The organism is Pseudomonas sp. Tul2A7 (genome assembly GCF_054790505.1).
Genome location: NZ_CP186499.1, coordinates 2,888,639 through 2,900,955 on the forward strand (window position 1 = coordinate 2,888,639; position 12,317 = coordinate 2,900,955).

The 12,317-nt window shown below is 60.9% G+C and carries 11 protein-coding genes; 6 read left to right on the forward strand and 5 right to left on the reverse strand.

The window, feature by feature from the left end; all coding sequences use genetic code 11:
- Positions 1–15 precede the first annotated feature (15 nt).
- Positions 16–1,467: an ethanolamine permease gene (gene eat, locus ACOYXJ_RS13035; protein WP_007910884.1), complete on the reverse strand. Its 1,452-nt coding sequence runs from the start codon at positions 1,465–1,467 to the stop codon at positions 16–18.
- Between the two features lie 214 nt (positions 1,468–1,681).
- Positions 1,682–3,202, reverse strand: coding sequence for an acetaldehyde dehydrogenase ExaC (gene exaC, locus ACOYXJ_RS13040; RefSeq protein WP_460369810.1), 1,521 nt, complete (start codon positions 3,200–3,202; stop codon positions 1,682–1,684).
- Between the two features lie 301 nt (positions 3,203–3,503).
- On the opposite strand from exaC, the gene ACOYXJ_RS13045 reads away from it, so the two are divergent.
- The 4 genes from ACOYXJ_RS13045 (at position 3,504) to ACOYXJ_RS13060 (ending at position 8,019) form a co-directional block, all read left to right on the forward strand.
- Entirely contained in the window at positions 3,504–5,417 is a 1,914-nt protein-coding gene (locus tag ACOYXJ_RS13045) for a sigma-54-dependent Fis family transcriptional regulator (RefSeq protein ID WP_150793959.1), read from the forward strand.
- A 346-nt stretch (positions 5,418–5,763) separates the two neighbouring features.
- Positions 5,764–7,113 carry a UDP-N-acetylmuramate:L-alanyl-gamma-D-glutamyl-meso-diaminopimelate ligase gene (gene mpl, locus ACOYXJ_RS13050; protein ID WP_095122106.1) on the forward strand — a complete coding sequence of 450 codons (1,350 nt, stop codon included), beginning with the start codon at positions 5,764–5,766 and terminating at the stop codon, positions 7,111–7,113.
- Positions 7,110–7,742, forward strand: a complete 633-nt coding sequence (ubiX, locus tag ACOYXJ_RS13055) for a flavin prenyltransferase UbiX (protein ID WP_095122104.1) — start codon at positions 7,110–7,112, stop codon at positions 7,740–7,742. Before mpl ends, ubiX begins: the two co-directional genes overlap by 4 nt.
- Entirely contained in the window at positions 7,735–8,019 is a 285-nt protein-coding gene (locus tag ACOYXJ_RS13060) for a YceK/YidQ family lipoprotein (RefSeq protein WP_460369813.1), read from the forward strand. The genes ubiX and ACOYXJ_RS13060 overlap by 8 nt, the downstream gene beginning before the upstream one ends.
- 51 nt (positions 8,020–8,070) lie before the next feature.
- On the opposite strand, the gene ACOYXJ_RS13065 is transcribed toward ACOYXJ_RS13060, so the two are convergent.
- The 3 genes from ACOYXJ_RS13065 to ACOYXJ_RS13075 all read right to left on the reverse strand — a co-directional run bounded on the left by ACOYXJ_RS13065 (position 8,071) and on the right by ACOYXJ_RS13075 (position 11,035).
- The gene (locus ACOYXJ_RS13065; RefSeq protein WP_134177796.1) at positions 8,071–8,712 is read right to left on the reverse strand and encodes an oxidoreductase; all 642 of its coding nucleotides are present in this window, start codon (positions 8,710–8,712) and stop codon (positions 8,071–8,073) included.
- A gap of 27 nt (positions 8,713–8,739) precedes the next feature.
- Positions 8,740–10,467, reverse strand: a complete 1,728-nt coding sequence (locus ACOYXJ_RS13070; protein WP_460369816.1) for a C13 family peptidase — start codon at positions 10,465–10,467, stop codon at positions 8,740–8,742.
- A 112-nt stretch (positions 10,468–10,579) separates the two neighbouring features.
- Complete coding sequence (locus tag ACOYXJ_RS13075; RefSeq protein ID WP_007909575.1) at positions 10,580–11,035, reverse strand: MaoC family dehydratase; 456 nt, start codon at positions 11,033–11,035, stop codon at positions 10,580–10,582.
- A 194-nt stretch (positions 11,036–11,229) separates the two neighbouring features.
- Between ACOYXJ_RS13075 and ACOYXJ_RS13080 the strand changes: the two genes are divergently transcribed.
- Both ACOYXJ_RS13080 and ACOYXJ_RS13085 read left to right on the forward strand, forming a co-directional pair.
- The gene (locus tag ACOYXJ_RS13080) at positions 11,230–11,592 is read left to right on the forward strand and encodes a CidA/LrgA family protein (protein ID WP_102899886.1); all 363 of its coding nucleotides are present in this window, start codon (positions 11,230–11,232) and stop codon (positions 11,590–11,592) included.
- Positions 11,592–12,308 carry an LrgB family protein gene (locus tag ACOYXJ_RS13085; RefSeq protein ID WP_034153757.1) on the forward strand — a complete coding sequence of 239 codons (717 nt, stop codon included), beginning with the start codon at positions 11,592–11,594 and terminating at the stop codon, positions 12,306–12,308. The genes ACOYXJ_RS13080 and ACOYXJ_RS13085 overlap by 1 nt, the downstream gene beginning before the upstream one ends.
- Positions 12,309–12,317 lie beyond the last annotated feature (9 nt).

The window sequence follows — 12,317 nt, forward strand, 5'->3', positions numbered from 1 at the left end:
CGGGATTGTCGGCACTCAGTGCAAGGCTTGCTCAGCCTTCTGGATCGCCGCGAATTCCTCTTCCGGCGTGCCTGCTACCAAGTGATGTCGACTGTAGAACGCAAAGTAAGCAATTAACACTCCATAGATGACGGCGGCACCGATTACCACCCGTGGATCGACCAGGAAGCCTGCGACCACGGCGATGCACGCCAGCACCAAGGCCACGCCGGAGGTGAAGATGCCGCCCGGTGTGCGGTACGGCCGGTCCATTTTGGGGCGGCGAATCCGCAAGGTGATGTGCGCGGCCATCATCAGCACGTAGGAAATGGTTGCGCCGAACACCGCCACCAGAATCAGCAGGTCGCCCTGGCCGGTCAGCGACAGGCCGAAACCGATGATGCCGGGAATCACCAGCGCCAGGACCGGTGCCTTGCTTTTATTGGTTTCGGACAGTTTGCGTGGCAGGTAGCCGGCCCGTGACAGCGCGAAAATCTGCCGCGAGTACGCGTAGATGATCGAGAAGAAACTCGCGATCAGTCCGGCCAGCCCCACGAGGTTGACGAAACTGCCCATCCAGGTCGAGCCGCCATAGGCTTTGCTCAACGCTTCGACCAACGGGTTACCGGAGGTCAGCAGCGAGTTGGCACCCGCACCGCCGGGACCGACGATCAGAATCAGCAGGGCAAACATGAGCAGCACCAACATGGCGCCGATCAAGCCGCGTGGCAGGTCACGCTTGGGGTTCTTGGTTTCCTCGGCGGCCAGCGGCACGCCTTCGACGGCAAGGAAGAACCAGATCGCATAGGGAATCGCCGCCCAGACGCCGACATAGCCGAATGGCAGAAACGGACTGGCACCCGCCGCGGCAGTGACCGGAATGTCGAGCAGGTTGGCGACGTCGAAGTGCGGCACCATCGCCACCAGAAACACCCCCAGCGCCAGCGCGGCGACGGCGGTGATGACAAACATCAGCTTGAGCGCTTCGCCGACCCCGAAAATGTGGATGGCAATGAAAATGATGTAGAAGGCCAGATAGATCATCCAGCCGCCGATGCCGAACAGCGATTCGCAGTAGGCACCGATGAACACCGCGATAGCCGCAGGGGCAATGGCGTATTCGATGAGAATCGCGGTGCCGGTGAGAAACCCGCCCCACGGCCCGAATGCACTGCGGGCAAAACCGTAGCCACCGCCGGCGGTGGGGATCATCGAAGACAACTCGGCCAGAGAAAAGCACATGCACAGGTACATAGTGGCCATCAGCAGCGTCGCCAGGAACATGCCGCCCCAGCCACCCTGAGCGAGGCCGAAGTTCCAGCCGGCATAGTCACCGGAAATCACGTAGGCAACGCCCAGACCCACCAGCAGCACCCAGCCGGCGGCACCTTTTTTCAGTTCGCGTTGTTGAAAGTAATCCGATCCGACTTTTTCAAAGTCGACGGAGGCGCCGGTCGCCGGAGCGCCAGCCGGGGATTCGCTAGGCATAGGGTTTACCTTTCTTATTGTTGTATTGGCCCGATCGTTCCGTCAGGAACCTTGGGGTTGAAGGGCACGCCGCTTTCGCGAGCAGGCTCGCTCCCACATTGGAGTTGTGTCGAGTCGAACATTGCAGGTGCACGCAGTTCCCTATGGGAGCGAGCCTGCTCGCGAAAGCTATCTGAGGGGCGATGCAGAAATGACTGCCTCGCCCCCCATCCGCTTAGAAGAAGCCCAACGGATTGATGTCGTAGCTCACCAGCAGGTTTTTCGTCTGCTGGTAGTGATCGAGCATCATCTTGTGCGTCTCACGGCCAACGCCGGACTTCTTGTACCCGCCAAACGCGGCATGCGCCGGGTACAGGTGGTAGCAGTTGGTCCACACGCGACCGGCCTTGATCGCGCGGCCCATGCGATAGGCGCGGTTGATGTCGCGAGTCCACAGACCGGCGCCGAGGCCGAACTCGGTGTCGTTGGCGATCGCCAAGGCTTCGGCTTCGTCCTTGAACGTGGTGATGCTCACCACCGGCCCGAAGATTTCTTCCTGGAACACGCGCATCTTGTTGGTGCCCTTGAGCAGGGTCGGCTGGATGTAATAACCGGTCGACAGGTTGCCCTCGAGTTTTTCCACCTTGCCGCCGGTCAGCAGCTCGGCGCCTTCGCCCTTGGCGATTTCCAGGTACGAAAGGATTTTGTCGAATTGTTGCTCGGACGCCTGGGCGCCGACCATGGTGTCGGTGTCCAGTGGATCGCCGCGTTTGATTTGCAGGACTTTCTTCATCACGACGGCCATGAACTCGTCGTAGATCGATTCCTGCACCAATGCGCGGGAAGGGCAGGTGCAGACTTCACCCTGGTTGAAGAACGCCAGGACCAGACCTTCAGCGGCTTTCTCAATGAAGGTCGGCTCGGCCTGCATGATGTCTTCGAAGAAGATGTTCGGCGATTTGCCACCCAGTTCCACGGTGGACGGAATGATGTTTTCGGCGGCGCATTTCATGATGTGCGAGCCAACCGGGGTCGAGCCGGTGAAAGCGATTTTGGCGATGCGTTTGCTGGTCGCCAGCGCTTCGCCGGCTTCCTTGCCATAACCCTGGACAATGTTCAGCACGCCCGGTGGCAGCAGGTCGCCGATCAGTTCCAGCAACACGGTAATGCCCAGCGGGGTTTGCTCGGCAGGCTTGAGCACCACGCAGTTACCGGCGGCGAGTGCCGGTGCGAGTTTCCACGCGGCCATCAGGATCGGGAAGTTCCACGGGATGATCTGGCCGACCACGCCCAGCGGTTCATGGATGTGATAGGCCACGGTGTTGCCGTCGATTTCGGCAGCGCTGCCTTCCTGAGCGCGCAGGCAACCGGCGAAGTAGCGAAAATGGTCGGCGGCCAGCGGGATGTCGGCGTTGAGGGTTTCGCGGATGGCTTTGCCGTTGTCCCAGGTTTCGGTGATCGCCAGCAGTTCGAGGTTCGCTTCGATGCGATCGGCGATTTTCAGCAGGGTCAGCGAGCGCGCCTGTACGGAGGTCGCGCCCCACGCGTCGGCAGCAGCGTGGGCGGCGTCCAGTGCCTTGTCGATGTCTTCGGCAGTGGAGCGGGGGAATTCGGCAATCGGCTGGCCATTCACTGGCGAGGTGTTGGTGAAGTACTGACCTTTGACAGGCGCGACGAACTCGCCGCCGATGTAGTTACCGTACTTGGCTTTGAACGAGACTTTGGCGCCTTCAGTACCGGGGTGAGCGTAACGCATGATGATGTTCTCCTTGGCTTTGTACTTATTTGAGAAACGCGCAAGTGCGCTTGCTATAAGCGTAGAGCAAAGGTCGGGCCACTGCCTTGCAGGGCAGGTAAATCAAGGGCTTGGGTGGTTTGTGTCGGACGAGCGGATGGCGTCTGTGACGGTTTCGGTACAGGTGGGGTGACAGTTTGTACCGCTTTCGGCACAGCTGATGACCGGGCAGTCTTGCCAGCATTGCAATGCGTCGGTGGCTGGAGGATGCTGGGCGTCACCTCAGCATTGGGCCGTCGAGCCTCGGGGAGAACAATAAGAAATGCACGACAACCATTTGAGCCGCCATGCGCAGCAGGTTCTCACCGCTACTCAGGGCAAACCGCACCTGCACGGGCCCGGTGCCGATCCGTCGATTGCCCGTTCGTGGCTGCGCTGTCTTGAGGACTATCACCTCGACCCGGCGCTGAGCATGGCGCCGACCGTGCTCGAACATGGGCGCGTTCTCGAAAGCCGCGAACGACTACAGCAAGTCCTGCAGATCGCTGGCAATGAAATGAGCAGCCTGCATCAACAACTCTCCGGCGCCGGCCACGCGGTATTGCTGACCGACGCGCGCGGGGTGATCCTCAACTGCGTCACCGCGCCGGCCGAACGCAAGATCTTCGAACGCGCCGGCCTGTGGCTCGGTGCCGACTGGAGCGAAGCCTGCGAAGGCACCAACGGCATCGGCACCTGCCTGGTCGAGCGCCAGGCGCTGACGATTCATCAGGACGAACACTTTCGCGGTCGCCACACCGGCCTGACCTGCTCGGCGAGCCCGGTGTTCGACCCGCACGGCGAACTGCTCGCGGTGCTCGACGTGTCTTCGGCGCGCCACGATGTCTCGCGGCAAAGCCAGTTCCACACCATGGCGCTGGTCAATCTGTCGGCGAAGATGATCGAGAGTTGCTACTTCCTGCGCTGTTTCGATAACCAATGGTTGCTGCGCTTTCATCTGCAGGCCGAATCGGTCGGGCTGTTCAGCGAAGGCTTGCTGGCGTTTGACGGCGAAGGGCGGATCAGTGCGGTCAACCAGAGTGCGCTGAATTTGCTCGGGCATATTCGTGGCGGCTTGCTGGGTAAACCGGTGGAAGCGTTTTTCGATTGTTCGCTGGATGAATTGCTTGGCCGCGCCAGTGCGAATGCCAGTGCCAGTTGGCCGCTGCGCACCCGTGACGGCCGGCATTTGTTTGCCGTGCTGCGCGGTGAATCGCGCAAGCCTTTACCGATGGTATCGGCGCCAGTCGTGGCTGAAGCACCGCGCCTGTCGGGCATCTGCCTCGGGGATGAGGCGTTGCAGGCCGACTTCCGCAAAGCCTTGCGCGTATTCGAGCGGGACGTGCCGTTGTTGATCAATGGCGAAACGGGCTCGGGCAAGGAGGCCTTCGCCAAGGCTGTGCATCAGGCCAGTCAACGCTCCGCCAAAGCCTTCGTTGCACTCAACTGCGCGGCGATTCCGGAAAGCCTGATTGAGAGCGAACTGTTCGGCTATCGCGGCGGCAGCTTCACCGGCGCACGCAAGGACGGCATGCGCGGCAAGTTGCAGCAGGCCGATGGCGGCACGTTGTTCCTCGATGAAATCGGCGATATGCCGCTGGCCTTGCAGACTCGTCTGTTGCGGGTGCTGGAAGATCGGCAGGTGGTGCCGATTGGCGGCGAGCCGGAATCGGTCAACGTGCGGATCATCAGTGCCACCCACCGCAATCTGCTGGAGCGGGTCGCCGATGGCAGCTTCCGCGAGGATTTGTATTACCGGCTCAACGGTCTGGAAGTGGCGTTGCCAGCGTTGCGCGCACGCAGTGATAAATCGCAGTTGCTGGATTTTCTGCTGGCCGAAGAGGCGGGCGGTGAAGCGATCCTGATCGACGAGCCGGCGCGTCAGGCTTTGCTGGCGTTCAATTGGCCGGGCAATGTGCGGCAGTTGCGCAATGTCCTGCGCACGCTGGCGGCGTTGTGTGATGACGGGCGGATCGGGGTGGAGGATTTGCCGGTGATGATTCGGCAGGGGCGTCCAGTCCTTCCGCGAGCCGAGTGCTCGGAGCATCCACTGGATGATGCCGAGCGAATTGCACTGCTTAAAACTTTGGAGCAGACGCGGTGGCATATGACGCATACGGCTGAGCAGCTTGGGGTCAGCCGCAATACCCTTTATAGAAAGCTGCGTAAGCATGGGATTGAGCGGCGAGTCAGTTAGAAGGCCCTCACCCTAGCCCTCTCCCAAGGGGAGAGGGGACTGACCGGGTCGCTCTACTGATCTGCGCCGACCTGAAATATCGAGCCGAACTCAGGACTTGAAAGCAACCGAGATCAGCTTCTGATCGAAGTGTTTTGGCGACTTACGCCGACCTGAGTTATCGAGTCGAACCCAGGATTAGAAAGCAGCACAGATCGGCTCCCTCTCCCTCGGGAGAGGGCTGGGGTGAGGGGCCGCAATCTACAGGCGAGTCCAAATGCCAAGCCCAACCAGTCCCGCCCCTCACCTAAAGAGTGCGATTTCCCCCTCCCTACGCTAACCTGCGGCCATGTTTACGAGGTCGACTATGCACATTCATATTCTGGGTATCTGCGGGACTTTCATGGGCTCGATGGCGGTGTTGGCCAAAGAGCTGGGCCATCACGTGACCGGCTCCGACGCCAACGTCTATCCACCGATGAGCACACAGCTGGAAGCCCAAGGCATTCAACTGACGCAGGGCTATGACCCGGCGCAGCTCGATCCGGCACCGGATCTGGTGGTGATCGGCAACGCCATGTCGCGCGGCAACCCGGCGGTGGAATATGTGCTGAACAAAGGCCTGCCGTACGTGTCCGGCCCGCAGTGGCTGGCTGACCATGTGCTGCAAGGTCGCTGGGTCTTGGCGGTGGCTGGCACGCACGGCAAAACCACCACCAGCAGCATGCTCGCCTGGGTACTGGAACATGCCGGCATGAGCCCGGGTTTCCTGATCGGTGGTGTGCCGCAGAACTTCTCGGTATCGGCGCGTCTGGGCGGTACACCGTTCTTCGTGATCGAGGCTGACGAATACGACAGCGCCTTCTTCGACAAGCGCTCGAAATTCGTTCACTACCGTCCGCGCACCGCGATCCTCAATAACCTTGAGTTCGATCACGCCGACATCTTCCCGGATCTGCCGGCGATCGAGCGGCAATTCCATCACTTGGTGCGGACCATCCCGAGTGAAGGCTTGGTCATCCATCCGACTACTGAGCCTGCGTTGCAGCGGGTGATCGAAATGGGCTGCTGGACCCCAGTGCAGACCACCGGTGCCGGCGGTCAGTGGCAGGTCAAACTGTTGAGCGAAGACGGTTCGGCGTTTGAGGTGATGTTCGAAGGCGTGTCGCAAGGCACCGTCGAGTGGGAGCTGACCGGTCAGCACAACGTCGCCAACGCTTTGGCTGCCTTGGCGGCTGCGCGCCATGTTGGCGTAGTGCCGTCGATGGGCATCGCCGGGTTGAGCGCGTTCAAGAACGTCAAACGCCGCATGGAGAAAGTCGCTGAAGTCCGCGGCATTACCATTTACGACGACTTCGCCCACCACCCGACTGCCATCGCCACCACCCTTGACGGTTTGCGCAAACGCATCGGCGACGCACCGCTGATCGCCATCATCGAACCGCGCTCCAACTCGATGAAACTTGGCGCGCACCGTGACGGTTTGCCGGACAGTGTGGTCGATGCCGATCAGGTGATCTGGTACGCCCCGGCCAACCTCGGCTGGGACCTCGCCGGCACCGCCGCGTTGTGCACGGTGCCGTCGATTGTCAGCGATTCGCTGGAGGGCATCATTGAACGCGTGAAGAGCCAGGCCCAGCCCGGCACGCACGTGGTGATCATGAGCAACGGCGGCTTCGGCGGCCTGCACGGCAAACTCGCCGAGGCGCTGGTATGAACAATGGCCCCGAACGCATCACGCTGGCGATGACCGGTGCCTCCGGCGCTCAGTACGGCTTGCGCTTGCTTGATTGCCTGGTGCGTGAAGATCGCGAAGTGCACTTCCTGATCTCCAAGGCCGCACAACTGGTGATGGCCACCGAGACCGATGTGACGTTGCCGCCCAAGCCACAGATGATGCAGGCCTTCCTGACCGAATACACCGGGGCTGCCGCCGGGCAGATCCGCGTGTACGGCAAGGAAGACTGGATGTCGCCGGTGGCCTCGGGGTCTGGCGCTCCGGCGGCGATGGTCGTGGTGCCGTGCTCCACCGGCACGCTATCGGCAATTGCCACGGGCGCCTGCAACAACCTGATCGAACGCGCCGCCGATGTGACATTGAAAGAGCGGCGTCAGTTGATTCTAGTGCCGCGTGAAGCGCCGTATTCGAGCATTCATCTGGAGCACATGCTCAAACTGTCGAACATGGGCGTGACGATTCTGCCGGCCTCGCCGGGTTTCTATCATCAGCCGCAGACCATCGATGACCTGATCGATTTCGTCGTGGCGCGGATTCTCAATTTGCTGGGTATTCCCCAGGACATGTTGCCGCGTTGGGGTGAGCACCATCTGAGCAGCGATGAATAAGCTGCTGGCGATTGGGCTGGTGTTGTTGCTGACCGGGTGTGCGACAGCGCGCACGCTGGGTGCGGCCAAGCCGGGTGCGCCGGTGGTGTACTCCGGGACGCGGCTGGATTTGTATGCATTGAATGGCGGGTGTTGCGCGATGGATCGGTTCGGGGCTGAGGCGCCGAGTTATCCGGGGGTGGATCTGCCGGCGAGTGCCTTGCTTGATACGCTGTTGTTGCCGTTGTCACTGCTCACGGTGATAGGCGTGAGTTTTCAGGCAACGGGCGGATTGTAGTTAGACAGATCGTTCCCACGCAGAGCGTGGGAACGATCATGCGGCGGAAGATTATTTGCCGAGCTTGCGTAAATCATCCGACTCGATCACCCGTACCCCGTCCTGCTCTTCCAGCGCCAACCGCCACATCGCCCGCGCCAAATGGCAAGCTTCGATGCCTCGGTATTTACCCGGAATCAGCTTCGACAACGGTCCGGCGAGCTGCTCGGCCAGACGCGGTTCAGTCCGTTCACCCAACAACAATGAAGGCCGGCAAATGGTCAGTTGCGGCCAGTCCTGCGCACGCAGTGCCTGCTCCATTTCGCCTTTGACCCGATTGTAGAAAACCGACGATTTCGGATCGGCGCCAATCGCGCTGATGACAATCAGATGTCGCGCGCCCATCTCCCGCGCACGTTTGGCGAACGCCACGACCATGTCCAGATCCACCGCGCGAAACGCCGCTTCCGAGCCGGCCTGCTTGATCGTGGTACCGAGGCAGCAATAGGCGATATCGACACGACCACTGAGCTGCGGCAGAAATACCTGCGGGTCGCCGACGGGGTTTTCCAGGTGCGGATGTTCGGCCAAGGGGCGACGGGAAGGGGCGAGCACGCGAGAAATCGTTGGCTCGTTGAGCAAACGGTCGAGTAGATGTTCACCGGTCAAACCGGTGGCTCCGGCAAGCAATACGTGCTGAGGCGTCAAGTACATAGTGTCTCTCCCTTGATACTGTTCAGCTTAGTTGCTCTTTATCGCTCCGTCGTTCAATGCAGCACTTTGCAAAGCTTTTCTTGCTTGCTGTTTGCGCAACAGTTGCCAGTGCGACAACACGGTTTTCGGCGCCCAGATCTGCGGCTCCGAGGCTTCGAAATTGTCCGCCAGTTCACGCTCGGCGACGGTGGCCTTGGCCAGTTTGAAGGCTTGCTCCAGATCGTCGGTCTGGTTCAGCGCTTGGGCGAACAGTGCGTCGCCGAAATAGGTGAAGTTGGCTTCTTCCGAGCAGCCGAAGGACACCCGATCCGCGCGCGAGGCGGTCATGATCAGCGTGCGTTCGTCTTTCAGCGCCGGGATGAAACCGCCGGAGTAGCACGACGAAATCACGATGATCTTGTCGCGATTTTTCAGCGGTGCCAGCACGGCAGCGAGTTCATCGGCGGGCAGGTCGGCCAGCTCCATGCGTGGCTGGTCGAGCACCAGTTCATGCTCGGCGGTACCGTGGCTGGTCAGGTAGATGAACAGCAGGTCTTCCGGGCCGCTGCGTTCGGCGAGGGTTTGTGCGGCGCGGCGCAGGTTCTCGCGGGTGGCCATCGGCCGGTCGCCGAGGTGGTCGCGGTGGTTGACCAGACGGACCTGGCCATAGGCGCCGAAGCGCGTGTTGAGCATGTTGGCGACATAGTCGGATTCGCGCAGGAACACGCTTTGCTTGCCGTCGCCACCGAGGGTCAGGGTGTACAGCTCGACCGCTGGAGTCGACGCTGGGATGGCGGCCAATGCGTCATCGAGCAACCGGCCCTGAGCCAGCAAACCGAGCTCGAGCGTATCGGGCAGCAACTTGCCGTCGGCGTCGCGCACACGCTGGCCGTTGATCCAGGTGCCGCTCATCACGCTGCCATCGGTCAGCACCAGGGTGCCGCGTCCGGCGTAACTGTCGTTGTCAAAGCCGCCGATATAGAAGCTGCCATCAGGCAGGTTCAAGCGGCCTTGACCGCTGAAGCGCCAGTCACTGAACGTGCCAATGTAGTGGCTGCCGTCGGCGCCGATCAGTTCGCCCTTGCCGGTCAGTGCGCCTTCCTTGAACTGGCCGAGCCAGACGTCGCCGTCAGCGTTTTCGTAGCGACCTTTGCCGTGCAATTGATTGTTCTTGAAACCGCCGACGTAGATATCGCCGTCAGCGCTGTTGAAGGTGCCGTTGCCTTCCAGCTGCCCGTTGACGAAATGCCCGGTGAACGAGTTGCCGCTGGCGTCGCCACGCTGGCCTTCGCCGTTGGGTTTGCCGTGGGCGAACTGGCCTTGATAGGAGCTGCCGTCGTCCATTTCCAGACGACCGAGCCCGGAATATTGGTCGGCCTTGAATTCGCCACGGTAGGTCATGGCGTTTTCTTTCAGGGTGCCTTCGCCTTCGCGACGTCCCTGTTTGAAGCCGCCGGTGTAACTGCTGGCGTTGGTGGTCAGGCTGCCTTGGCCGTCGAACAGGCCTTGCTGAAACTGTCCGCGATAGACCTCGCCGTTGCTGCCATGCCATTCGCCCTGCCCATGCCACTGACCTTTGTCGAACTGCCCGGCATACCAACTGCCGTTGGGGTAGTCGACGCGGCCCTGACCTTGCAGCAAGCCATCGACCAGTTCACCGCGATAGCGACCGCCGTCGGGCAGGCGCGCATCCGGCGGCAACAGCGATTCGCCGTCGCCGCAAGCGGTGAGCATCAGGGTCAAGGCAAGGTGTGCAAGACGTGCAATTGAGCGCATAGCGGGATCCGGGCAATTAGGCGACCGAGTATGCCGCAGCTATGTGACCTAATGCAGCCGGTAAAACCAGTGTTGACGCGAAACAGCGTGCGCTGCTTCGCATCCGGAACGATCAGACGAAGCAGAGCGACAGTGGCTCGGCGATATAGGCCGGTTTGTCCGAGCCTTCTATCTCCAGTGTCGCGGTGGCTTTGAGCAGCCACTGCCCGGGTTTTTTCTCGGTGACTTCACCCAGATCGACCTTCAGCCGAACCTTGGAATTGACCTTCACTGGCTGAATGAAACGCACGCTGTCCAGACCATAATTGACCACCATCTTCACGCCTTGCGGCAGGATCAGGATGTCTTCCATCAGTTTGGGGATCAGCGACAACGACAGGAAACCGTGGGCAATGGTGCTGCCGAAAGGTGTTTGCGCGGCTTTGACCGGGTCGACGTGAATGAACTGATAATCCCCGGTGGCTTCGGCGAACAGGTTGATGCGTTCCTGATCGATGGTGAGCCATTCGGAACGTCCGAGTTCCTTGCCGACATAATCTTTGAGCTCTGCAACTGGAACATAGGGCATTGAGACTCTCCTTGGGTTCATCGGTTTTATAGTTTTTCAGGTGGGGGGATTTGACCTCCCTGCGAACCACTGTAGATCATCATGGCGATTTGCTCCGGTCAACCGACCATGCTTTTGGCGAATGCCGGTCCATAGCGCAGGCGTGCTTATAATGCGGGCGACTTGCACAGTGGAAAGTAAGACGGAGATGTCGGATGTTGCTACGTGGCCTGACCATGCTGGTGCTGTTCCAATTGCTCGGTACGGCGCTCAATCATTTGCTGTTGCCGGTACTGCCGGGGCCGATCATCGGTCTGCTGCTGTTGCTGGTCTTTCTGATCATTCGCGGTGAAGTCGGCGAACCGCTGAATCTCGCGGCCGGCAGCCTGCTGCGTTATCTGCCGTTGTTGTTGGTGCCGCCGGCGGTGGGCGTGATGGTTTATGCGAGCGACATTGCCGCGGATTTCTGGGCGATTGTCGGCGCGCTGGTGCTGTCGCTGATCCTGTCGATGGCTTTCGCCGGGGTGCTGATGCAGCGCTTGGTCAAACGACACGCGCCTGCGTCGGAGGAATCCTGATGCTTTTCGACTGGCAGGGCGCCTGGGCTTCGGTGATTCATCATCCGCTGTTCGGTATCGGCATCACCCTCGGCGCTTATCAACTGGTACTGGCAGCGTTCGAGAAGACCCGCTGGATCTTTCTGCAACCGGTGCTGGTCTCCATGCTGTTGGTGATCGGCGTGCTGGTCGGCTGCGGCCTGACCTATGCCGAGTACCGCAAGAGCACCGAAATTCTCAGCATTCTGCTCGGCCCGGCGACGGTGGCGCTGGCCGTGCCGCTGTATCTCAACCTGCGGCGTATTCGGCAATTGTTCTGGCCGATTTTTACTACGCTGGTGATAGGCGGTGTCGTGGCCACGGGCATGGGCGTGGCGCTGGGCTGGTGGTTCGGTGCCGAGCACATGATCCTGATGACCATGGCGCCGAAGTCGGTGACCTCGCCGATTGCCATGCTGGTCGCCGAGCAGATCGGTGGTGTTGCGGCACTGGCCGCTGTGTTCGTATTGATCACCGGGGTGATTGGCGCGATTTTTGGTCCGACGCTGTTGAACCGCCTCGGTGTGCACAGCCCGGAAGCGCGCGGCATGGCGCTTGGGATGACCGCCCACGCGGTCGGCACGGCAGTGGCCATGCAGGAAAGTGATGAGTGCGGTGCCTTTGCGGCGCTGGCGATGAGTCTGATGGGCGTGGCCACGGCGGTGTTCCTGCCGTTGGCGGTGTCGATGGTGGTGTAAGGAAATGTC